The organism is Streptomyces sp. NPDC043867, assembly GCF_056435845.1.
In genome coordinates, this window is the sequence record NZ_JBWKDS010000035.1 from 20,267 (window position 1) to 41,378 (window position 21,112).

19 protein-coding genes and 3 pseudogenes are annotated in these 21,112 nt (G+C 69.3%); 9 read left to right on the forward strand and 13 right to left on the reverse strand.

Going from position 1 to position 21,112, the window contains the following annotated elements; translation table 11 throughout:
• Nucleotides 1–19: 19 nt before the first annotated feature.
• Complete coding sequence (locus AC069T_RS28725; protein WP_478785514.1) at nt 20–451, forward strand: hypothetical protein; 432 nt, start codon at nt 20–22, stop codon at nt 449–451.
• A gap of 92 nt (nt 452–543) precedes the next feature.
• On the opposite strand, the gene AC069T_RS28730 is transcribed toward AC069T_RS28725, so the two are convergent.
• The 6 genes from AC069T_RS28730 to AC069T_RS28755 all read right to left on the reverse strand — a co-directional run bounded on the left by AC069T_RS28730 (nt 544) and on the right by AC069T_RS28755 (nt 4,452).
• Nucleotides 544–978, reverse strand: coding sequence for an ATP-binding protein (locus tag AC069T_RS28730; protein ID WP_478785515.1), 435 nt, complete (start codon nt 976–978; stop codon nt 544–546).
• Between the two features lie 106 nt (nt 979–1,084).
• A complete protein-coding gene (locus AC069T_RS28735; protein ID WP_478785516.1) occupies nt 1,085–1,342 on the reverse strand; it encodes a WhiB family transcriptional regulator in 258 nt (85 codons plus the stop codon).
• A gap of 116 nt (nt 1,343–1,458) precedes the next feature.
• A complete protein-coding gene (locus tag AC069T_RS28740; RefSeq protein WP_478785517.1) occupies nt 1,459–2,217 on the reverse strand; it encodes a hypothetical protein in 759 nt (252 codons plus the stop codon).
• Nucleotides 2,214–3,821: a protein kinase domain-containing protein gene (locus AC069T_RS28745; protein ID WP_478785518.1), complete on the reverse strand. Its 1,608-nt coding sequence runs from the start codon at nt 3,819–3,821 to the stop codon at nt 2,214–2,216. The genes AC069T_RS28740 and AC069T_RS28745 overlap by 4 nt, the downstream gene beginning before the upstream one ends.
• 191 nt (nt 3,822–4,012) lie before the next feature.
• Nucleotides 4,013–4,285 carry a DUF4190 domain-containing protein gene (locus AC069T_RS28750; protein ID WP_358855630.1) on the reverse strand — a complete coding sequence of 91 codons (273 nt, stop codon included), beginning with the start codon at nt 4,283–4,285 and terminating at the stop codon, nt 4,013–4,015.
• Between the two features lie 2 nt (nt 4,286–4,287).
• Nucleotides 4,288–4,452, reverse strand: a complete 165-nt coding sequence (locus AC069T_RS28755; protein ID WP_478785519.1) for a hypothetical protein — start codon at nt 4,450–4,452, stop codon at nt 4,288–4,290.
• Nucleotides 4,453–4,693: 241 nt separating this feature from the next.
• On the opposite strand from AC069T_RS28755, the gene AC069T_RS28760 reads away from it, so the two are divergent.
• The 4 genes and pseudogenes from AC069T_RS28760 to AC069T_RS28775 all read left to right on the forward strand — a co-directional run bounded on the left by AC069T_RS28760 (nt 4,694) and on the right by AC069T_RS28775 (nt 6,649).
• A complete protein-coding gene (locus AC069T_RS28760; RefSeq protein ID WP_478785520.1) occupies nt 4,694–4,867 on the forward strand; it encodes a hypothetical protein in 174 nt (57 codons plus the stop codon).
• Nucleotides 4,868–4,870: 3 nt separating this feature from the next.
• Nucleotides 4,871–5,266 (forward strand): annotated as a pseudogene (locus AC069T_RS28765) (DUF3662 domain-containing protein); the annotation flags it as partial.
• A gap of 358 nt (nt 5,267–5,624) precedes the next feature.
• Nucleotides 5,625–5,855, forward strand: coding sequence for a hypothetical protein (locus tag AC069T_RS28770; RefSeq protein WP_478785521.1), 231 nt, complete (start codon nt 5,625–5,627; stop codon nt 5,853–5,855).
• A gap of 170 nt (nt 5,856–6,025) precedes the next feature.
• Nucleotides 6,026–6,649: a class I SAM-dependent methyltransferase gene (locus AC069T_RS28775; RefSeq protein ID WP_478785522.1), complete on the forward strand. Its 624-nt coding sequence runs from the start codon at nt 6,026–6,028 to the stop codon at nt 6,647–6,649.
• A gap of 55 nt (nt 6,650–6,704) precedes the next feature.
• On the opposite strand, the gene AC069T_RS28780 is transcribed toward AC069T_RS28775, so the two are convergent.
• Together AC069T_RS28780 and ligA are read right to left on the reverse strand one after the other, a co-directional pair.
• Nucleotides 6,705–7,379: a LysE family translocator gene (locus AC069T_RS28780; protein WP_478785523.1), complete on the reverse strand. Its 675-nt coding sequence runs from the start codon at nt 7,377–7,379 to the stop codon at nt 6,705–6,707.
• Nucleotides 7,380–7,799: 420 nt separating this feature from the next.
• A pseudogene (gene ligA, locus AC069T_RS28785) lies at nt 7,800–9,467 on the reverse strand (NAD-dependent DNA ligase LigA); the annotation flags it as partial.
• Between the two features lie 154 nt (nt 9,468–9,621).
• On the opposite strand from ligA, the gene AC069T_RS28790 reads away from it, so the two are divergent.
• Nucleotides 9,622–10,626: a hypothetical protein gene (locus AC069T_RS28790; RefSeq protein ID WP_478785524.1), complete on the forward strand. Its 1,005-nt coding sequence runs from the start codon at nt 9,622–9,624 to the stop codon at nt 10,624–10,626.
• A gap of 7 nt (nt 10,627–10,633) precedes the next feature.
• Here AC069T_RS28790 and AC069T_RS28795 read toward each other — a convergent pair whose 3' ends face one another.
• The 3 genes and pseudogenes from AC069T_RS28795 to AC069T_RS28805 form a co-directional block, all read right to left on the reverse strand.
• Nucleotides 10,634–12,562 (reverse strand): tyrosine-type recombinase/integrase, encoded by a 1,929-nt coding sequence (locus tag AC069T_RS28795; RefSeq protein ID WP_478785525.1) that lies wholly within the window; start codon nt 12,560–12,562, stop codon nt 10,634–10,636.
• 548 nt (nt 12,563–13,110) lie between these two features.
• On the reverse strand, nt 13,111–14,403 hold the full coding sequence (locus AC069T_RS28800) for a tyrosine-type recombinase/integrase (RefSeq protein WP_478785526.1): 1,293 nt from the start codon (nt 14,401–14,403) through the stop codon (nt 13,111–13,113).
• A 50-nt stretch (nt 14,404–14,453) separates the two neighbouring features.
• Nucleotides 14,454–14,891, reverse strand: a pseudogene (locus AC069T_RS28805) (NAD-dependent DNA ligase LigA); the annotation flags it as partial.
• A 208-nt stretch (nt 14,892–15,099) separates the two neighbouring features.
• On the opposite strand from AC069T_RS28805, the gene AC069T_RS28810 reads away from it, so the two are divergent.
• From AC069T_RS28810 to AC069T_RS28820, 3 genes are all read left to right on the forward strand, one after another.
• On the forward strand, nt 15,100–16,050 hold the full coding sequence (locus AC069T_RS28810; protein ID WP_478785527.1) for a DUF2382 domain-containing protein: 951 nt from the start codon (nt 15,100–15,102) through the stop codon (nt 16,048–16,050).
• Between the two features lie 192 nt (nt 16,051–16,242).
• On the forward strand, nt 16,243–16,440 hold the full coding sequence (locus tag AC069T_RS28815; RefSeq protein ID WP_478785528.1) for a hypothetical protein: 198 nt from the start codon (nt 16,243–16,245) through the stop codon (nt 16,438–16,440).
• Between the two features lie 248 nt (nt 16,441–16,688).
• Nucleotides 16,689–19,073 (forward strand): phosphoketolase family protein, encoded by a 2,385-nt coding sequence (locus AC069T_RS28820; protein WP_478785529.1) that lies wholly within the window; start codon nt 16,689–16,691, stop codon nt 19,071–19,073.
• Nucleotides 19,074–19,575: 502 nt separating this feature from the next.
• Here AC069T_RS28820 and AC069T_RS28825 read toward each other — a convergent pair.
• Nucleotides 19,576–19,860 carry a hypothetical protein gene (locus tag AC069T_RS28825; protein ID WP_478785530.1) on the reverse strand — a complete coding sequence of 95 codons (285 nt, stop codon included), beginning with the start codon at nt 19,858–19,860 and terminating at the stop codon, nt 19,576–19,578.
• Nucleotides 19,861–20,080: 220 nt separating this feature from the next.
• Nucleotides 20,081–21,010, reverse strand: coding sequence for a carbohydrate kinase family protein (locus AC069T_RS28830; RefSeq protein ID WP_478785531.1), 930 nt, complete (start codon nt 21,008–21,010; stop codon nt 20,081–20,083).
• Between the last annotated feature and the right edge of the window lie 102 nt (nt 21,011–21,112).

The window sequence follows — 21,112 nt, forward strand, 5'->3', positions numbered from 1 at the left end:
ATCGGGGAAGTCGAGTGCCATGAGCGAATCAGAGCTTCCGCCGGAAGGCCGGCCCGTCGACCTGTACCTCGACCTGCTCCGCCTGCGCATGACCCCCTCGGACTATGCGCTGCTGCTGCGCATGGTCGAACCAGTGCTGGAGGCCATCCAGGAGCAGCGGGCAGGACCGATCGAACTGAGTCTGGAGGGCGCGGACGGCGAGAACGTCTCGCAGGAGGTCCGCGACGAGGCCTCCCTCGTCGTCGCCGTCGCCGTCACCGGCCGTCTGGACAACCAGATCGTCGAGATCGAGACGGAGGAACAGGGGCCGGTCAGAGTCGTCACGGACTCGGGAACCGCGGCCGATCCCGCCAAGTGCCAGGAGATCGCCGAATTCATCGGCGAACGCCATCGTCAGGACGAGGAACTGCGGGGCATCGCGGAGGTGAGCGGCCTGCCCACGGACGTCTGAACGGCTGCCGGGCCTCCCGTCCGGCCGTGACGCCCGCCGGCTTCCGGCGGGCCGCCCCGGCGTCACCAGAGCAGGAACGGGTCGCCCCGGCGTCACCAGGGCAGGAAGACGTGCACGTCCTTGCCGTCGGGCTGCCGGACCACGCTGACCTGGTCGCTCAGCGCCTGGATCAGATGCCAGCCGATGCCCCCGCCGCCCCCGTCCGGACTGAAGGACCGCGGTGTGGGCCGGACCGTACTCGTGTCGTGCATCGTCACGTGGACGCCGTCGAAGGTGGGTCGCAGCTCCAGACGGAAGGCGCCCGGAGCGTACTGCACCACGTTGGCGGCCAGTTCCGTCACCACCAGCAGGATGTCGTCCAGATGCTCGGGCGCGCCGGGCGGGGACACCCGCGCAAAGGCGCGCAGGTAGTCCTCCGCAGCGATCCTGGCATCGGTCACGTTGCGCAAGTCACCGGCAAAGGTGCTGGTCAGGGTGGTCATCCTGGCGGAAGCCAGGTCGTTGTCCCACTGGGGCTCGGTCGTCATCTCGCCTTCCCGGTGTCGTGCGGACCGGACGCCGTGCGGTGCTCCGGTCCTCCCCGGCCGCGTGCTGAAACCGGGCGTGAGGCGGGCGCTGCCCGCGCCGTGCGGTCTACGCCGCGGAATCACCGCGGCGACTGCCCACGCGGCGCTTCAGCGCTCGCCGCTCGTTCTCGCTCGTACCGCCCCAGACGCCCAGGGTCTGTTCCGTGTCGAGCGCCCACCGCAGGCACGCGTCGCGCACCGGGCAGCGTCGGCACACGGCCTTGGCCTCCCGGATCTGCAGCACCGCGGGCCCCGTGCTGCCGACGGGGAAGAAGAGGTCGGGGTCGACGCTCCGGCATGCCGCAGCGTCCCGCCAGCTCTCCATGGCAGTCTCCTTCGATCGAATCGTCCGGTCGGTGGGACTTCGTTCGTTGTCCGGGTCACCTTCAGACGCGGGGGTGAAACAACCAACTCGGGTCCGATGTGCACGCCGAGGGGCGGTCAAGGGCAGACATACGTGAGATGCGTCGCATTTGTACGTCGCTCGGGGGAGAGCAGGCGCAGCTCCGCGCGACCCGTGTAGCGGCCCTCGCCGCGGAAGGACCACAGGAGGTGCAGCCGGGCCGTGCGCCGGCCGCCCGGCACGTGCTCGCGCAGGACTTCGGAGGACGTTCCGTCGCTGCGCACCCAGCGGTAGGAGAGGGTGCCGGGTCCCCCGTCGGTGGTGACGGTGGCGACGATGTCGGCGGTGCCGTCGCAGCCGGGTGCCGGCCGTTCGACGGAGACGGTGACGTCGCGCACGCCGACGGGCGGCGCGGCCCGGTCCCAGGCGAGGAAGGCGAGGACGCCCAGCACCACCAGCGTGGGCAGTGCGTGTCCGCGCCAGGCACGGTGCCGCGGCCTCGGACCTGCCGTCGGCTGCGCATGGAGGTCGACGTGGGCACGGCGTACGGTGTCGGCGTTCACGCCGGGCCCGAAGCGCAGCAGGGTGCCGTCGACGCGGTCGGGATGCCCGCCGGGGCCGAGGCGCGTGGCGTCGGCATGCGGGGCGGGGTCGGGACGCGCGCTCTCACCACGCGAGGCGGGACCGAGGAGGTTCGTCCCGGCGGTCGTGTCCGACGGGGCCGCCACCAGGGTGTCCGCGTCCGCCCGCGTGTTGTGGGAGTCCGGCCGCTGGATCCAGTGACTGGCCAGCGCGGTCGCGCTGTAGTCGTCGTCCGCGTCGCGGCGGTCGCCGTGGGCCCGGGAGTCGTCGTTCACCGGAGGTCACACGCCCGGGTCAGAAGCTGCTGCCACGCGTCGCCGCCCGCCGGGGCCGGGTCCGTCGTCGCCCGCACCCCCCAGTAGCAGCCGGTCCCCTGGAAGGTGTGCTCGACGGGGAGCGTGTACTGGGTCGAGCCGCTCCGCTCGTACGTCGAGGCCGCCCCGTCCTGAGTGCCGGACTGTCCTCGGGTGTCCCCGGTGAACCAGGTGACGCCGAGAGTGACGGGTCCCGTTCCGTCGGTGGTGACGGTCACGGTCGCCGTGCCCGTCGCGGAACCCGTCTGCTGGAAGCCGGTCAGCGTGACGTCCTTGACCGCCGCCGGTGCCGCAGGAGGCGTCGTGGGGGCGCCGGTCGTCCCCGCCGTCGGGGTCACCGCCCCGCCCCCGGCGGAGGCGGACGCCGAGGGCTGCGCGGAGGAGCCGTCGGCCGTTCCGGACGCGGGGGGCGGGGGAGTCCCGTCCGCCGCGGAGGAGCTGGGTGAACCGGATTCCGTCGCGCCCGTCGGCCCTTCGGAGACATCCGGCTGCGTACTCGTCGTGGCGAGAGCCTGCGCCGCCTGCTGCGGAGCGTCCGCGGTGCCCGGTCCGACGCCGTGCGCCAGCAGGAGGGCCGCGACGAGCGCCGCACCCGACACGAGCAGGCCGCGCCCGCCCGGCAGCCAGGAACGGAACCCGCCGGGGTGCTGGGAAAGGACCGTGCGCGCCGTGTCCGTGGTGCTGTGCGACGCGCGGGGAGCGGACGGCAGCAGCAGGAGGGAGAGGGCCACGAGCGCGGCGAGCCGGCCGCGTCCGCGCTCCTCCCAGTCGGCTCCGTACGCGCCACCCGCGGCGGTCTCGAGTTCCGCCACGAAGTCCGCGGCGTCCGGCGGCCGTTGTCCGGGGGACTTCGCCAGACCCCGGAGGACGAGGGGCTGTAGCGCCTCGGGCACCTCGTGGGCCGGGATGGGACCGTCCACGTGCTTCAGGGCCAGTTCGGCCATGTTGTCGCCGGCGTAGGGCTTACGGCCGGTCAGGCACTCGAAGAACGTCGCGGTCGCCGCGTAGACGTCGGCGGCGGGGGAGGCGGGAGCGCCGGTCCACTGCTCCGGGGCCATGTAGGAGGGAGTGCCCGCGATGCCGGCCGTGGTGCCGTCCGCGGCGGCGATCCCGAAGTCGACGAGTTTCGAGCGGCCGTCGGCGGTGACGAGGACGTTCTCCGGTTTGTAGTCGCGGTGCACCACGCCGAGGCGGTGCGCGTCGGCGAGCCCGAGCAGCGAGCCCTTGAGCAGCGTGAGTGCGGCTTCCGGGGCGAGAGGAGCCTCCTGGATGAGCAGTCGGCGCAGGGAGAGACCGTCCACGAGTTCCATCACGATCGCCGCGCCGTCCGGGCCCTCGACGTACTCGTACAGACCGGCCACGTACCGGCTCCCGAGCCCGCCCAGGAGCCGTGCCTCCGCGCGGAACTCGGCGACGAAACCGGGGCGGGTGCGCAGCGACTCACTGAGGTATTTGACCGCGACGGGAAGCCCGGTCTCCTCGTGGACGGCCAGCGCGACCCGCCCGCTCGCTCCCGAGCCGAGCTCACGTGTCTCCGTGTAGCCCGGCACTGCCCAAGTGTTCATGGCCCGTCCCCCCGAGACGCGGGGCGCGGGAGTGTCCGAGGCCCCGCGCTTCCAGTCGTGTGCACAGAGACACGTTTTCGGCCATGACGGTTGCACTCGGGGCGGGCCGGGACGGCACGACGGCCCGCCGCATGCGCGGCGGGCCGTCCGGCCCTGCCGGATGGATGCCCTGCGACGGGGCCGGGCCGCGGTCAGCCGAGGATGCTCCACGACGTGGTGCCGTTCACCGCCATGAGGACGGCGAGCACCACGATGTCCGCGATGCCGAGCGCCAGTCCCAGTCGAGCCCGGAAGCGGCGCGGGGTGTTCCGGCGCAGCGCCATGACGGCCAGCACGATGGCGATCGGGCCGAGGACGAAGTTCAGGACGAGGAGTCCGACCAGGCCGAGGACGAAGGAGGCGACCGCCATTCCTTCGGTGTCCCGCCTGCCGGTCTCCCGCCGCGGGGGTGCGGTCAGCTTCATGGTCACGCCCTTCCGGTTCGGCCGCGCCGTCGGCGCTCACGGACGGCGAACACCGCCAGCCACGCGGCGATGACCACACCGCCCACGACGGTCACGGGCAAGGGAAGGTAGGCGGCCGATCCGAGCACGACGGCCAGGAAGAGTACGGCCACGACAAGGAACAGCACGGCTACCTCCGTTCGCGGGCGGGCACGGGCGTCAGCGGGGATCGCCTCGGTGGGAACATGCGCATACAGGTGTCCCGTGTCCTCGCCGTCACACCTGCGCATCCGGGCACTCGGGCGCCGCCTCGGACGAGTCGGTGCCGCGCGACCTCCCGTAGTTCCGCTTCGGCATGAGTCGACCTCCGCAGGCCGGGCACCCGCTAGTGAGGAAGCGGCACGCCCCGGAAACAAGGAGCCTTCTGTCATGACCGTCCCCGAAGAGAACCGCGCCAAGACCGACAGCACCGATCAGGTGCTGGGCGGCCGGGCCGGCGCGGAGAAGCCGCAGGAGCAGGGCGGCACCGGCCGGACACTGCGCGAGGCGCTGGAGGAGGCCCAGGTGCGCCCGGACGACTTCGCGGAGAGGGAGGAGAAGTAGGGCGTGAGCTCACTCACCGGCTTGGAACGAGCGCTGGAGCGCTTCGGAGGAACACTGCTCGCGCACATCCGCCACAAGGAACCCGTGGAGCTGCTCGGCGCGCTGCACCGCGAATGCGACGACAACGCCGTCGTGTGCAGCGAGACCCGGGTGGTCGTCCCCAACGCCTACGACGTCGAACTGGCCGAGTTCGCCATCGAGGAACTCGAACGGAACGGCGACCGCGTCGGCCAGCTGCTCACCGACAGCCTGGCCCGCCACGGCGAGCGCATGGGGTACGAGTGGGCCGGCCCGCTCGCGGTGCACGTCACCAAGTCCCGCCAACTGCCCAACGGCCGGTACCGGGTGACGAGCCGTGTCATGCGGCACGTGCGTGCCGACGCGTTCCAGAGCGCCGCAGCGGACCCGGCCCCGACAACAACTCCGGCGCACGCGCCCGTTCCGGCCGACGCGCCGCCCGTGGCTCCCCGGCGCGGACTGCTGCCGGAACCCGGGATCTGAGACACGGGCGCTTGCCCCCGGCGTGCCGCGGGCGTGCTTCGATCCGGTCGGCAGCCCGCCGGACCGGATCGAAGGACGCCCGCTGCTGCCGCCTGCGAGGTGCCGCGCGTCTCCCCGGCCGTTCGTGGTGGACTCGTCTCTCCCAGCGCGGGGCCGAACAAACCTCCTCGGGCGCGACATGGCCCGGATGTATGAAGGTCTGCCGAATACGTTGACCGGGGCGTGGCGGGCGGGAACGCGGCTCGTTCTCCCCGTCATGACCGATGTCTCCGTCCCGCAACGCCATGCCCGACTGCTGGGCGCCTACTGGCTCGACTCGCCGGTCCTGCCGCACGACCACTGCGTCTGCTGCGAGCGCCTGGCACTCCAGGTGAGCGGGAGCCGCCGGGACCGCGGCTCGGGAGTGCGCGGTCCGGGACTTCGGGGCGTCGCGGTCGCCGTGGCCGTCCTCGTGATCGCCGCCGCGGTCGCCATGGCACCCCTGTAGTCCCTGTCCGTAGGCGGGTGACAGGCCGTGGTCCTGCCGCTCTGCCCGCCTGGCGGGGTCCGTCGACGGTCGATGCACGCCCCTCCGAAGGGACGCTGTCGGCCGCCGCCGAGTGAGTATGCAGGGGGTGGTGCGCGGTGCCATCCTGAAGACAGGACACGGAGGCTGCCATGGGCTGCTATGCCGACCGCGTGTTGCCGCGGATCATCAACGTCGCGTGCGGGGTCAAGACCGCGGGACCGCTTCGCCGTCGTGTCTGCGAGGGCCTGACGGGCGAGGTGATCGAGATCGGGTTCGGCACCGGCCACAACGTTCCGTACTACCCGCCGACGGTCACCGGCGTCACCGCGATCGAGCCCTCGGACCTCGGCTGGCGGCTCGCCGGCGAACGGGTCAGGGCGGCACGCGTCCCGGTCCGGCGCGCGGGGCTGGACGGCCAGTCGCTGCCGTTCGTGGACGACAGCTTCGACGCCGCCCTGTCCACCTGGACGCTGTGCACCATCCCCGACGCCGGGGCCGCTCTGCGCGAGCTGCGGCGGGTCCTGAGGCCCGGGGGAACGCTCCACTTCCTCGAACACGGTCTCGCCCCGGAAGAGGACCCGGGCGTGCGCCGCTGGCAGCATCGCCTGGAGCCGGTCAACAAGCGGCTCTTCGGCGGCTGCCACCTCACCAGGCCCACCGCGGACCTGGTGACGGCCGCGGGCTTCACGATCACGCAGCTGGACGTCTTCTACGAGAAGGGTGCCCCGAAGCCGGTGGGCGCCGACTCCCTGGGCTCGGCCCTCGCTCCGTAGCCTCACGCGCGCGACCGGGTCCGCCCCTGCTGCGGCCCTCCCCGTCCATCGGGGCTCAGTCGACGGCCGCGACTCCGATACCGATGGCGATGAACAGCCAGCCGGTCGTCATGTCCCAGCGGTCGCGGAAGGCGGGCCGGCCGAGCAGCGTCCGCAACTGCGCCGCCGCGCTCACCAGGACCAGCCAGTAGAGGACACCGACAAGGACGTCCAGCACGCCGAGGAAGAGGATCTGCCCGGTCATCGAGCCGTGGCCGTCGACGAACTGGGGCACGATGCTCAGGAAGAACAGCGCCGCCTTCGGATTGAGCACGTTGGTGAGGAAGCCCTGGGTGAAGCCGTCCCGACGGCTCGGCTCCGGCTTCGTCGCCGGCTCCTGAGCTGCCCCTTCGCCAAGGGCGCGGCCGTCCCCGCCCTGTGCGGCCCCTCGGCGGTGCTCCGCAGCGGCGCGCCGGGCGGCTGCCACGGCCCGGACGCCCAGGTACACGAGGTAGGCCGCACCGGCCAGCTTGATGGCCGTGAAGACGGCCGGGGAGCGGGCGGCGACGACGGACAGACCGAGAGCGGCCGCCAGCATGTGGACGCAGAGACCGGTCTGAGCGCCGAGCGCGGCCATCCGCCCCAGCGACGGACGTAACGCGGCGGCTCTGACGATCACGAAGAAGTCCGGGCCGGGGATCAGATAGGCGAGCATCACGACGCCGAGGAATCCCATGAGGTCGATCGACATGCCTTGCTCCGCTTCTCCCGGCCGACGGTCGTGGCGGCACTTTGACGGACCGGCTGGTGCAGACCGTCGAGACTCCCTGTGTGTCCCGGGAGGCGGCATCCACGCCTCCTCGTCCGTGGACGACACCGCGAAAGCGCGCGCGGAGGAGCCGAGTCGGACCGGAGGGGGCGGACGGCAAAGACCCCGGCTGGACGGGGGAGACCAGCCGGGGCCGTACGGGGTGACAGGCGGAGGGCGGTCGCCTCGCGGCGAAAGGCGCCATGGGGCTTCAGCCGGACCATCGTCCCCAAGGGCCATGGGTGAGGCCCGGGGACACTGTCCCCTCCGCAGCCACGTATAGATGAACGATAAACCGTTGCGGGGAGTTCCCGCGCCACTCCCGGTCGGATGTGACGTGCGCCATGGCACTTCCCGGCTTGGTCAGTCGAGGAGATCGGCGACCAGGACGGCGAACTCGGCCGGAGTGGCAAGGCGCACCCCCAGCGCCTCTGCCTTGGCGCGCTTGGACCCGGCACCCTCGCCGGCGACCACGAGACCGGTCTTCCCTGAGACGCTGGAGGACGAGCGCCCCCCGGCGCGCTCGACGAGTTCGTTCATCTGGTTGCGGCTGAGCTTCTCCAGGGCGCCGGTCATCGCGCCGGTGACGACGACCGTCATCCCGGCGAGTGGCCCGGTCGCGGGCTCCACGGCCACCTCGTCGTCGGCGTCACCGCCCGCGGGGGCCGGCGGGGTGGCTCCCGGCTCGGACATGTTCACCCCGGCCGCGGTGAGTCTGTCGATGAGCGGGGCCAGTTCGGCCAGTTCGGCGACGATGGAGGGGGCCTTCTCGGTGCCGATGCCCTCGACCTGCTGTACCGCCGCGGCATCGGCGGCGCGGAGTGCGTCCATCGTGGCGAAGTGCCGGGCGATGCGCCGGGACATGGAGCGGCCCGTGCCCCGTACGCCGAGCGCGCACAGCACCCGCGACAGGGGCTGCCCCTTGGCCGCGGCGATCGCGGCGAGGAGGTTGTCGGTGCTGGTCTCACCCATGCGCTCCAGGCTCAGGAGCTGGTCCCGGGTGAGGGTGAACAGGTCGGCGAGATCGGACACGAGGCCCGCCTCGACCAGCTGGACGACGCGAATGGCTCCGAGGCCCTCGATGTCGAGCTGGTCCCGTCCGGCCGCGTACGAGAGGGAGGCCACCAGGTGGCAGTTGCGGCCGTTCTCGCAGCGCCAGCGCTGCTCGCCGGTGTCGATGCCGGAGCCGCACCGCGGACAGGCCGTGGGGAAGGCGATCGGCTGCTCTTCGCCGGTGCGCAGATGCGCGACGGGGGCCTCGATGCGGGGGATGACGTCACCGGCGCGGTGGACCATCACATGGTCGCCCAGGCGCAGGTCGCGGCGGGTGATGTCGGCCGGGTTGTGCAGGGTGGCGTAGGTGATGACGGAGCCGTCGATCTCGACCGGCTCCAGGACCGCGCGAGGGGCGATGATGCCGGTGCGGCCCACGTTCCACTCCACCCCCAGCAGGCGGGTGATCTTCTCGGCTGCGGGGAGTTTGTAGGCGATCGCCCAGCGAGGAGCGCGCGAGCCCGAACCCGCGGCCCGCTGGTCGGCGGCCAGGTCGGCCTTGACGACGATTCCGTCGATCCCGAACGGCAACTCCGCTCGCAGCGCGGCGATTTCCCGGACGCGGACCAGGACCTGTTCGGCCGTGTCGACCACGACGCCCGACACGGCGGTGCCATCAGGGGTGTTGACCCCGAGGCGGGCGGCCTCAGACATGAGGTCGCCGTGGGCGAGTTCACCCAGTCGCGCCGCGAGGTCCGGGTCGGTGCCGGCGAGCGGCAGCAGGCCGTAGCCGAAGAACGTCATCGGCACCGTGTAGGCGCGGTCCCTGGCGCGCAGTGTGCCCGCGGCGGCGTTGCGCGGGTTCGCGAACGGCTGCCCGCCGTGGGCGGTGCGCAGCTCGTTGGCGTGCTCGAACTGGCCGGTGGTCATGAGGACTTCGCCGCGCACCTCCACCGTGACCGGTTCGGCGAGCCGGACCGGCAGGCCGTCGACGGTGCCGATCGCGTGCGAGACGTCCTCACCGGCCGTGCCTTCTCCGAACTACGCGCTCTGTGATCACAAGTCCGCAGTAGCGAAACTCTGCAGGCAGCAGACGAAGGCCGGCCACGTGGAACAAGCTGGACCCGGGCCAAACGACCGCCCCCAGCACACTGCGTCGGTGTGCTGCACTACGAGACGCGGAGACATCACCTTGACCTTCAAGAAGCGATCCGTTATGCAGCTCGCCGACATGATCTGCGGAAATACGCCCGACGGTAGGCCTCATGAGGAAAACTACTTCAAATACCGTAGCAGCATGTACCTGACCGAATTCTTCGCTGACATAGAAACTGACTTTCAGCACGATGGGTCAACGCGCAAGATCTGGGTGGCAGAGGTACTGGAAAAGATTCTTGCAGAACCACATTCCAGCGCTCATGCGGTTCCAGAGACATTTGCTCGCGTGATTTCCAGGCTCATGGACCGCGATGACGCGAAAAATGAGGGCGAAGAAAGGCCTCTGGCACTCGCAGACTTGAACCGTACCCTATCCCGAGAGGGCATGGAAGCCTTCTATGCGGATGACAGGCAATGCTACTTTCGCAACTTGAGCACGAACACGGTATTGACACCCTCACCCAATCCCCATCGCCCATTCTCCACGGCCGAGATGGAACGTCGCGAGAAGTTGGCAGAGTATCTTGATTCAGCTTCAGAGGACTCGCTGATCGAAGAAGTACTACTCCCACTATTTCGCCAGCTTGGCTATCACCGCATCACAGCCGCAGGCCACAAGGACAAGGCCTTGGAATACGGTAAAGATGTATGGATGCGATACACCTTGCCATCCCAGCATCTGATCTATTTTGGCCTCCAGGCGAAGAAGGGAAAGTTGGACGCGTCTGGAGTGACTAAGGGATCAAATGCCAACATGGCTGAGATCCATAACCAGGCCCTGATGATGCTCGGTCATGAAATCTTCGACCCTGAAATCGGCAAGCGAGTTCTTGTCGACCACGCTTTCATTGTGGCTGGTGGAGAGATAACTAAAGCGGCGCGTAACTGGCTTGGCAACAAGTTGGATGCTTCGAGGCGAAGTCAGATCCTCTTTATGGATCGCGAGGACATTCTCAACCTGTTCGTCGTAACTAACCTTCCTCTGCCCAATGCAGCGTGGCCGAGTGCGGCACCTTTTCCGGCGGAGCCTCCGTTCTGACCGTCAATTAATACTCCGGCCGTAGATCGTGATCTTCCGCCGGAAGCACGGGCGCGGGACTTCGGCCGGCAATATGGCCGAAAGCAGGAATTCCGAGGAGAACAGGTGAGGATTTCCGTTTCTCTCTCGCATCGAGTTGAGCGATCTTCTCCTCAGCGGCAGTGAAGCTGACCAAGAGTCCCGACACTTCACCGAGCCAGCCTTCCCGTTCAGCCTCCGCAATCCGGTCTCTGAGGTTGTCTCGGATTTCGACCAGTCGTGCCTTCTCGCTGGGGTCCACGATGAGAACTGGGCATCGAACGCATGCGTGTTCATGACTGCAGTCCGTGCCGTAGGCCCGACCGCAGTCACCTAGGGCGAGTTTCCGCCGCTCGAAGTGCCCGAGGAACTCCTCCCACTCTGCTGGTGTAACGGCCCGATACTCCTCAGTCGGCCTGACTGCGCGACGGCGGGCGATGAAAGCCCGGTGAGCCTCTATGGCGTCTGTCGGGTAGATGGCCGCGTATCCCATTGTGGTGTTCAAGCTGTCGTGGCCAGCGATAACTTGGGCGATATGCGGTGGCAGTCCGTTGAGGATCGCGTCCGTGATGAAAATCCTCCGAAAGTCGTGTGGGCGGAACGTCAGTGGGCTGCCGAAGTTGTCGGTCAGGCCTGCAGCTTTGAGCGTATTGTGGATCGCTTCGCGGATGGTGTGCGCCGAGATCGGCCGATTCTCACCCGAGACAGTCCATTGGTAGAGCAGCGGCATAGGGGCGTTCCACGTTTTCTCATGCATGTCATAACTCGGGATTATCGGAAGCGTCCCGCTACCATTTCTCACGCGCGAGACAACAGCGCTGAGCACGTCGGCGAGCTCCGGATTGATGAGTAGGAGGCGCTCTTTGTCTGTTTTGGAAGGCGCAATCTGCAGGAGTGGAACTACTTCTGCAGTGCTGGGCAGCGTGTAGCTGACGATGCTGTGATGGCCAAGTTCGAGCAGTTCCTCGATCCGGATTCCTGTGTGGCGCAGAATCTCGATCGTGGCCCACGCCCAAAAGGAATGCTTCTCCTCCGACCCCAACTCTCGTCGGCGGCCCGTGGCGTCAAACACCCTGCCCGAGCGGTCCGCAGTGATGTTGGTGCTCCGTGTCGCGCTGAAGGATTCCCCCAGCACGCTGAAGGTGGCACCGGGGGCCGCAGCATGACGGGCATCGAGACGAATCTTCGCCTCTTTCAGCCGGCGTTCGGCGACGCGGACCAGAGCAGGCAGGACAGGCAGTTGTTCCCGAGTGCGCTGGTCTGATTGGGCCTTCTGTCGCTGCTCGAGCTTCTTGAGCGAGCACTCTGACTCGGCGATCGGGCACGGAGCGGCCCACGGACCCCACCGTTCGGGCTCGTCGATAGACCACTGGGCGAGATCCAGGTAGAACGCCCGAATAACCATCTTGATTGCAGGCGTGGCGACCCTGGATTCGGACGTCACCAGGACAGACCCGTCGGCCTGTTTGTGCCGGACTGTCTTTTGGGCGACGCGGACTTTCCAGGCCGTACTCACCTCCGAGGGCAGGCGCAGGGTGGAAATCCCCGGATGATGCCGCTCAAGATCCGACCAGAAGTAACCAGCCAAGGTCTTGGCCAACCCGGTCAAGGAGACGTAGTCCAGGCTGGGTTGACGTTCGGTGAGGTAGTCGATGATGAGATTACGGACGGGGGTGCATTGCAGGTTGTATAGGCCCACCAGCTCGGCCGGGCTGGCCTGTCCCGCGCGGTGCTCGATGGTACGCAAGGTCACGGGTGCGTTGGCTGGGAAATGACCCGACTTGCGAAGCCAGCTGTAAGCGATACGCCCTCCTCGGGCAGCCGGAGTACTCCCTGCGCGGAGCAGGCTAAGGAAGTCGCCCACCACGAGGTCGCGCACGTCGCCCCCGTATGCCATCAGGATCCGCGCGACAGCCATGAGCCCCGCGTCCGCGGTTCGGGTGCCGCGGACCTGGGGGGACAGAGCCTGTTCTAGTCGTTTGAACCCTTCGGGATCACGCTGCCGCATGGCGGCGAACCGTAGGTACCGGGTCTGGTGCGTGACGAGCCAGGGCAAGTCAGGGCGAATAACATCCGCGCTGATCAAAGCGAGCCACCCCGCCGAAACGACACTCGGTGACGGTTTCCGGCCGATCGAGTAAGCCCAGTTCTTTATCTCCTGGAATGGCTGGCTCGACGGGAGAGATGCCGGGCTAGCCAGCCATCGCTGCTGCCAGGTCTCCCCGGGGAAGGTCTCCAGCCAGCGCAGCAGGATGCGAGCCCCAACCATTCGCGTGCATTGTGCTGAATCCCCCGGCGCACACCACGGAGGCTGTTGAAGCCGTGCCAGGACATGCTCGCGGGAGGCATCGGTCTCAGCCCATGAGGTGGGCCGAGGCCGCGCTGGGAACTGCTGCTCGAGCAGGACGGCTTCCGTGCTTCCTGCCTGGCGCTGAGCCGCGACTGCCCGTGGAGCTATGTCGACGCTCACGTGGATGCACCTCCGAACAGGACGTTAAGGGAGGCGGGGTTGTAGGCGGGCGAGGACACCGGCTGCGGTTTGCTCCTCTTGCCTTCCTGCCGGGCCTGGTGGGCGAGGCCGGCCGTGATGACGTCCTGCTTGCCGGGCCGGTTGTAGATGTCCAAGGTCGACAGGTATTTGTGGCCGAGAATGTGCTGAACGTAGACGGGCGGCATTTCCTGGTCGTCGAGCATCAAGAACGTCGCAGTGTGGCGGAGGTCGTGAAGAGTCCAGTTGGAGCCCAGAAGGTCGTTGGCGCGGTTGAACATGGCGCGGGCCGCGTCGTAGTTAAGCGGCCGCCAGGGGCGCCGTAGCGTCCACCACAGAGGCTGTTTGCGACCGCGTGGGACGCCCTTGCGCCAGGCTTCCTCCTGATAGAGCCGCAACCAGACGAACGCGTCAGGGGAAGCGCGCAGTTCCTGGTATTCGCGGGTGCCCTTACGGATCACACCAATGGTCTGCTGACCGACGGCCGCGTCGCACTGATGGGAAGTGAGCAGCTCCTCCGAGCGGGCTCCGGTAGAGACCCAGAAAGCCAACAGGGCCCGGTCACGGTGTGAGCGCAGGCCAGCGAAAACCTCGGTGTACTTCTCATCGGGGATACGCCGCGGGATCCGCTGGGGAACTTTCGGCCGGTAGAGACCCGTGCGCGGGTTCTGGTGCTCACGTTCCGGGTTGTGATGCGCGTTAGCCCGTGAAGAACGGCGGCTGCGATCGAGCGGGAATGGGTTGACCAACAGTGATCCGGTGTTGCGCTCAAGGTGGAAGTCGTAAAAAGTCCTCAGGACCGTCTCGCAGTGAGCCCGGGTGGTGACCGCATATTTCGTGCCGACGCTGAGCTTGCCGGTCACCGGATTCGGCGTCCCCAGCGGCGACCTGCCGACGCCTTCCTTGGGCTGTGGGACCTCGGCGGGATCCTTGCCACGATAGCGCCAGTGCGTCCGCACCGGCTTGTCCGCCAGCTTCATCCACAGCATGAAGTCCCGAGCATCCTCGCGAACAGCGCGGTCCCACGCGATCTCAAACGCCTGTAGGAACCGCCACCAACGCAACAGATCCATCCCGTACGAGCGCGGCGTCAAGGTTGAGCTGTCCGCCGCTATCAAGTCCTTGAAGTACACGGCAACCGGCTCGACCACAGACCCGTCCCTGTCCACCAGCCGGTACGGCTCCCACGGGTCTTGCGTCTGCTGAAGCTGACCGGTCTCAGGCAGGATGAATCTCTTCAGGTCTCTCGCGGGACCTCTTCGATCAGGCATGACCGGAAGCTAGCAGATATGCCTCTGACCTGCATAAACGCCTACTTTAGTTCGGTCAACATACCGTCGCCGCGCGTGACGAGCCGGACCAGGCGTCCCCGGGCGTAACGGGCGGCGATCGCCAGCCCGTCGAGCTTGGGCTCGACGCTGAACCGTGTGACGTCATGGCCGATCCGGCGGGCCAGCGACGCGGTCCACGCGGTGAACTCCTCGGCGGAGAACACGTTGTCCAGGCTCAGCATCGCCACCGTGTGCGGAACGTCGCCGTCGACCGCGCCACCGGCGACCTTTCCGGTGGGAGAGCCGGGCAGGACCCGGTCCGGGTTCTCGGCCTCCCAGGCCGCGATGCCGCGCACCAGCCGGTCGTAGGCGTCGTCGTCCAGCGCGGAGGTGCCGCCCGTGTAATAGGCGGCCGATGCCTTCACGGCCTCCTCGACCGCCTCGGCGTAGCCGGCGGCATCGACGATCACTGCAGCAGGTGTGGTCATGGCCGCCATCCTGCCCGCCACCACTGACAATGCCGCGGTGTGGACGTCCCGTCACACGCTGCGTCGGTCACCGATCGTCCGCCGCGCGATCAGCGGACTGACACATTAGTTCCTTTCTTCGTGTTTCGTACCCATAGGTCCCGGTGACCCGTGCAAGAGCCGAATGCTGAAGAGCACGCTGAGAAGCACAGAGGGAAGGTGCTGAGGAATGATCACGCAGGAGCAGATCTCGACGGTTCTGGAACACCCTGTCTACGACTCCGAGGGCAACAAGATCGGCGAGGCCAAGCACGTCTTCTACGACGACGCAACCGGTCAGCCGGAATGGGTCAGCGTCAAGACGGGACTGTTCGGCACCAGCGAGTCCTTCGTGCCGATCGGTGAGGCGGTGGTGGTGGAGGATCACCTCGAGGTGCCGTACGCCAAGGGCATGGTCAAGGACGCGCCCAATGTCGACGTGGACAGCGGCGGGCATCTGTCCGAAGCCGAGGAGCACCGTCTCTACGAGCACTACGGCATCGACTGGGACGACGCATGGCAGCAGGCCAACCAGCCCGGCGGCGACGGCTGGGCCCACTCCGGGACCACCGGCACCGCGGGGATGACCGGCACGACCGGGACCACGGGGATGGCCGGCACCACCGACACGGCCGGAATGGACGACACCACCGGCTCCGGGGGCATGGCCGGCAGGCCGGGGACGGCAGGTACCGGCCGTGGCGCCGCGGGCGGTGTTTCCGGTGAACGCGAGGACATGCGCGGCGACGACGCGATGACACGCTCCGAGGAGCAGGTGCACGTCGGAGCCGAACGGTACGAGACCGGTCGCGCCCGCCTGCGCAAGTACGTGGTGACGGAAGAGGTGCAGCGCACCGTCCCGCTGCGGCACGAAGAGGTCCGTATCGAGCGTGAACCCATCACCGACGCCAATCGGGACGCGGCGATGTCCGGCCCGGAGATCACCGAGGCCGAGCACGAGGTCACCCTCCACGCCGAACGCCCCGTGATCGAGACGGAAACGGTCCCGGTGGAACGCGTACGGCTGAGCACCGAGGAGCAGACCGAGAACGAGACGGTCACGGGTAAGGCCCGCCGTGAGGAGATAGCCACCGAGGGCGTCATGGACGACGACGAGGAGGAGGGCGGCCCGCGCCGGTAGGTGTAGGCCCCTGTGCCGCGCGTCCGTCCGGTGACCTCAGGGCACCGGACGGACGCGACCCCCCTGTCCCGGGGAGGGAGACTCACGGCCGCTTCCTCTCCACGGGATGGTCACGCGTCCTTCACCGTCCGCGGCTTTCGCCGGGCGAGAACCGGGCTACTCGGACACGAGGGCGCCGAAGGGGGACTTGGCATGGTTTTCGTCGCGGTCGGTGTGCCGCCGTTGCTGCTCGGCCTGTTACTGCTCATGGACCGGTACGAGGAGAAGATGTTCCGCCCCGTGCGGGCTGCGCGGCACGCGCGGCGCCGCGGGCATCTGTGGCTCGTTCCGAAGGCCGGACCCGCCAAGCCGTCGGCCGAGCGGGAGCGTCCGGGCACGGAAGCCGCCTGAGACGCCCCTCGCACAGGAGCCGCCGGAGAACTCCCGCACCGCATCGGCTCTCTGTTCCTCCAGGACGTGCGGCACGACCGGGTCCACGACGGACCGTGCGACGCCACCGGCCGCCGCGCCGAACAGTCCGGTTCCGGCCGAAGTGCACGAAACGGCGCGCAGCGGGCAGACGCCCGGCGTAAAGCTGGACGCACGTCGGCGCCGTCGCCGCCTTCCGCCCCGCCCGCCCGATGACGTACGGAGTCACGATGACCAAGGCCGAACACCAGGGAAGCACCGTACTGGGCGACGAGGAGGTGCGCACCCTGGACGCCCACTGGCGGGCGGCCAACTACCTGGCGGTGGGCCAGATCTACCTGCTGGCCAACCCGCTGCTCACCGAGCCTCTGACGCCCGCGCACATCAAGCCGCGGCTGCTCGGCCACTGGGGCACCTCGCCCGGCCTCAACCTCGTGTACACCCACCTCAACCGCGTGATCAAGGCCCGTGGTCTCGACGCGCTGTGCGTGTGGGGGCCGGGCCACGGCGGCCCCGCCGTGCTCGCGAACTCCTGGCTGGAGGGCAGCTACAGCGAGACCTACCCGGACGTCTCACGGGACGCGGCCGGGATGGACCGGCTCTTCCGGCAGTTCTCCTTCCCCGGCGGAGTGCCCAGCCACGTCGCCCCGGAGACGCCCGGCTCGATCCACGAGGGCGGTGAGCTGGGCTACTCGCTCGCGCACGCCTACGGAGCCGCCTTCGACAACCCCGGCCTGCTGGTCGCCTGCGTCATCGGGGACGGCGAGGCGGAGACCGGCCCGCTCGCCGCCTCCTGGCACTCCAACAAGTTCCTCGACCCGGTCAACGACGGCGCCGTCCTGCCGATCCTCCACCTGAACGGCTACAAGATCGCCAACCCGACCGTGCTGTCCCGCATCCCGGAGTCCGAACTCGACGAACTGCTGCGCGGCTACGGCCACGAACCGATCCACGTCACCAGCGACGACCCCCGCCAGGTCCACCGCGCCATGGCCGACGCCTTCGACCAGGTGCTGGACCGCATCGCCCTGATGCAGCGCACGGCGCGCGTGGACGGCGTGCCCGAGCGGGTGCGCTGGCCCATGATCGTGCTGCGCACGCCGAAGGGCTGGACCGGTCCCGGCGAGGTCGACGGCCTGCCCGTCGAGGGCACCTGGCGCGCCCACCAGGTACCCCTGTCGAAGGTGCGCGAGAACCCGGACCATCTGAGGCAGTTGGAGACCTGGCTGCGTTCGTACCGTCCCGAGGAACTCTTCGACGCCGACGGACGGCCGACCTCCGACGTCCTCGCCTGTGTCCCCGACGGAGCGCACCGCCTCGGTGCGACCCGGCGCGCCAACGGCGGTCTGCTCGTGCGCGATCTGCCCATCGCCCCGCTCGACCGCTTCGCCGTGCCCGTGGACAAGCCGGGCGCGTCCGTGCACGAGCCCACCCGGATCCTCGGCGACCTTCTCGAACAGGTCATGCGTGACTCCGCGGACCGCCGTGACTTCCGCCTGGTGGGCCCGGACGAGACCGCGTCCAACCGGCTCGACGCCGTCTACGGCGCCAGCGGCAAGGCCTGGCAGGCGCAGACCCTCCAGGTGGACGAGGACCTGGACCGGCACGGCCGGGTGATGGAGATCCTCTCCGAACACCTCTGCCAGGGCTGGCTCGAGGGGTACCTGCTGACCGGGCGGCACGGACTGTTCTCCTGCTACGAGGCCTTCGTGCACATCGTGGACTCGATGGTCAACCAGCACATCAAGTGGCTGCGGACCTCGCGGGAGTTGGCGTGGCGCGCGCCGATCGCCTCGCTCAACTACTTGCTCACCTCGCACGTCTGGCGCCAGGACCACAACGGTTTCTCCCACCAGGACCCGGGCTTCGTGGACCATGTCCTCAACAAGAGCCCGGACGTCGTCCGGGTCTATCTGCCTCCGGACGCCAACACCCTGCTCTCCGTGGCGGATCACGCCCTGCGCAGCCGCGACTACGTGAACGTGATCGTCGCGGGCAAGCAGCCCTGCTTCGACTGGCTCTCCCTCGACCAGGCCCGCGCCCACTGCGCCCGTGGTGCCGGAATCTGGGAGTGGGCGGGCTCCGAGAACGGGGACCGGGAACCGGACGTCGTCCTCGCCTGCGCGGGTGACGTCCCCACCCAGGAGGTCCTCGCCGCGTCCGCCCTGCTCCGGCGGCATCTGCCCGAGTTGGCGGTGCGCGTCGTGAACGTCGTCGACATGACCCGCCTGCTCCCTCGCGGGGAACACCCGCACGGCATGCCCGACGCCGAGTACGACGGGCTGTTCACCGAGGACAAGCCGGTCGTCTTCGCCTACCACGGCTATCCGTGGCTGATCCACCGGCTGACCTACCGGCGCACCGGCCACGCCAACCTCCATGTGCGCGGCTACAAGGAGATGGGCACCACGACGACGCCCTTCGACATGGTGGTCCGCAACGACCTGGACCGCTACCGGCTCGTCATGGACGTCATCGACCGCGTCCCCGGCCTCGCCGTCCGCGCCGCCTCCGTACGCCAGCAGATGGTCGACGTCCGCACCCGGCACCACGCCTGGATCCGCGAACACGGCACCGACCTGCCGGAGGTCGCCGACTGGTCCTGGAACGGCTGAGACCCGCTGCGTCCGTCTCCGGGTGCGAGGGCTAGGGCCTGTCGTTTGGATCATGCCGGCGTCGCGGGGTCTGGCACGCACATCTGCGGCGTTGTCGTCGGTCGCCGACGCTCCGCGTCGACTCCCTCCTCCGCCTTGCAGCTGCACGCGCCAGACCCCGCTCGGGTCGGTCAGGACGAACCGTCGGTCACAGCCAGCCTGATCCAAACGACAGACCCTAGCCGGCTGACACTTCTGCCGTGCCCGAGGAGTCGCAGGCACGGCAGAAGTGCGAGCATCGGGTCCCGCCGGGACCGGACGGGACCGGGAGAGGCCGGACGGGTCCGGTGAGACCGGGAGAGGGCGGCCCGCCGAGCGTGGAGCCCCGCACCTGTCCGTGACGACGTCCGCGGTCGCCGTGCACCGGCCGGCGTGAACCGGCGAGCAGAACCCCGTACGGGCGGGCCACCCGGGAGGCCACCGGGCCGGCCGTGGGCGCCTTCCGGCCGAGACCCGACGTCGGCTACTGGTCCTGCGCCTCGGGGGAACCCGCCCGCTGCCGTACGGCCGCCTCGACCTCCGAGCGCTCCTGGCCGGTGGCCTTCGCGTACTCGGTCGCCGCGGCCTGGACGTCCCGGGTGAGGTCGCGCCACGCGCGCCATGCCGTCTCGTAGGTCTCGGACTGCCGCGCCGTCCAGCCTCCCTGCTGCATCGGCGCCCCGAACCTGTCCCGCAGCTCCAGGACTTTCGCGTGCGCCTCGTCGGCTACCTGCTGCTTCTCGACCAGCTCGTCGAAGGTGTCTGCCACAGCGACGGATCTTAGGCGCGCCATCGCGCGCGCCCGCCGCGACACGTGGTGCGTACGCCCGGGTGTCACCACGGTGCGCGCGTCACCGTCCGTGTCGGACTGCCGCGGCGAGAGGCCGTGGGCCCGGAGTCGCACGCACCGACGGGAGCCGAGGCCCGGACCCGGTGCCCCCGTCACCGGGTACGGGGCCCGGCCCCTCACTGTCCGCGGGCCCCGGGTGTCAGGCGCCCTCGGCTTCGGCGGCTCGGTCCGCCGCGAGGAGGGCGTCTGCGGTGATCAGCGCGGTGGAGCCCGGGGCGGTGCACGCGTGGGCTCCCGCGACGGCGCCCAGCCGGGCGCAGCCGAGAACGTCCCGGCCGCTGTGCCGCCCGTAGAGGAAGCCGCTGACGTACGCGTCGCCCGCGCCGTTGGAGTCCACCACCGGGGCGGGCGGGGCGGCGGCCGGGACGTGGTGCGGGGAGGAGCCGCCGTCGCGGGTCAGGACGTAGGAGCCGTCCGCGCCCGCCGTGGCGACGACGGTGCGGGCACGCCCGGCACGAAGGATCTCCCGCATGAGGGCCGGGGTGCCGTCACCCGCGCCCGCCGCGCTGAGGAACACGAGGTCGGAGCGGAGGGCGAACTCCCGATGGTGCTCGGCCAGCCCGTCCCAGTCGTGCAGATCCGTCGAGACGGGGACGCCGAGGTCCTCGATGTCGTCGAACAGGAAGCGCGTGAAGTTCATGATGGACAGATGGACGTGCCGGGTGCCTCGCAGCCGGGGCAGGTACAAGTCCCGGGGCATCCGCAGGTCGTCCGGGTCGCGGGCGTCGTAGAAGGACATCCGCCGGCCGGTGGCGTCGACCAGGTTCACCGCACGGCGCGTGCCCGCCGGTGAGATCGACGGGACGAAGTCCACGCCTCCCTCGGCCAGGCGCTCGCGCACCTGCGCACCGGTCCGGTCGTCGCCGATGCAGTCGAGGAAGCCCACCTCCAGGCCGAGCGCGCGGGTGCCCAGTGCGACGTTGCCCCCCGTATGGCCCGGCCATTCCTTGATGGGGCCGACATGGACCGAGTCGGCGAACGGGACCGGCAGGGAGTCGACGCGGACGATGGTGTCCACCCCGCTGCCGCCGACCACCAACACGTCGTACTGCCACTGCTGTTGCGTCACCTGTCCGCCTCTCCGTTCCCGCCGGTCCCAGTATGGCGGGCCCCCGCCGGTGGGCAGGGCCACCCGTCCGAGGGCACTGCGGGCCGGGCGGAGCGACGGCCA

Coding starts and splice junctions, on each gene's coding strand:
- AC069T_RS28725 (WP_478785514.1), top strand. CDS start 20: ATGAGCGAATCAGAGCTTCCGCCGGAAGGCCGGCCCGTCGACCTGTAC.
- AC069T_RS28730 (WP_478785515.1), bottom strand. CDS start 978: ATGACGACCGAGCCCCAGTGGGACAACGACCTGGCTTCCGCCAGGATG.
- AC069T_RS28735 (WP_478785516.1), bottom strand. CDS start 1,342: ATGGAGAGCTGGCGGGACGCTGCGGCATGCCGGAGCGTCGACCCCGAC.
- AC069T_RS28745 (WP_478785518.1), bottom strand. CDS start 3,821: ATGAACACTTGGGCAGTGCCGGGCTACACGGAGACACGTGAGCTCGGC.
- AC069T_RS28750 (WP_358855630.1), bottom strand. CDS start 4,285: ATGAAGCTGACCGCACCCCCGCGGCGGGAGACCGGCAGGCGGGACACC.
- AC069T_RS28760 (WP_478785520.1), top strand. CDS start 4,694: ATGACCGTCCCCGAAGAGAACCGCGCCAAGACCGACAGCACCGATCAG.
- AC069T_RS28770 (WP_478785521.1), top strand. CDS start 5,625: ATGACCGATGTCTCCGTCCCGCAACGCCATGCCCGACTGCTGGGCGCC.
- AC069T_RS28775 (WP_478785522.1), top strand. CDS start 6,026: ATGGGCTGCTATGCCGACCGCGTGTTGCCGCGGATCATCAACGTCGCG.
- AC069T_RS28780 (WP_478785523.1), bottom strand. CDS start 7,379: ATGTCGATCGACCTCATGGGATTCCTCGGCGTCGTGATGCTCGCCTAT.
- AC069T_RS28795 (WP_478785525.1), bottom strand. CDS start 12,562: ATGGCTGTCGCGCGGATCCTGATGGCATACGGGGGCGACGTGCGCGAC.
- AC069T_RS28800 (WP_478785526.1), bottom strand. CDS start 14,403: ATGCCTGATCGAAGAGGTCCCGCGAGAGACCTGAAGAGATTCATCCTG.
- AC069T_RS28810 (WP_478785527.1), top strand. CDS start 15,100: ATGATCACGCAGGAGCAGATCTCGACGGTTCTGGAACACCCTGTCTAC.
- AC069T_RS28815 (WP_478785528.1), top strand. CDS start 16,243: ATGGTTTTCGTCGCGGTCGGTGTGCCGCCGTTGCTGCTCGGCCTGTTA.
- AC069T_RS28820 (WP_478785529.1), top strand. CDS start 16,689: ATGACCAAGGCCGAACACCAGGGAAGCACCGTACTGGGCGACGAGGAG.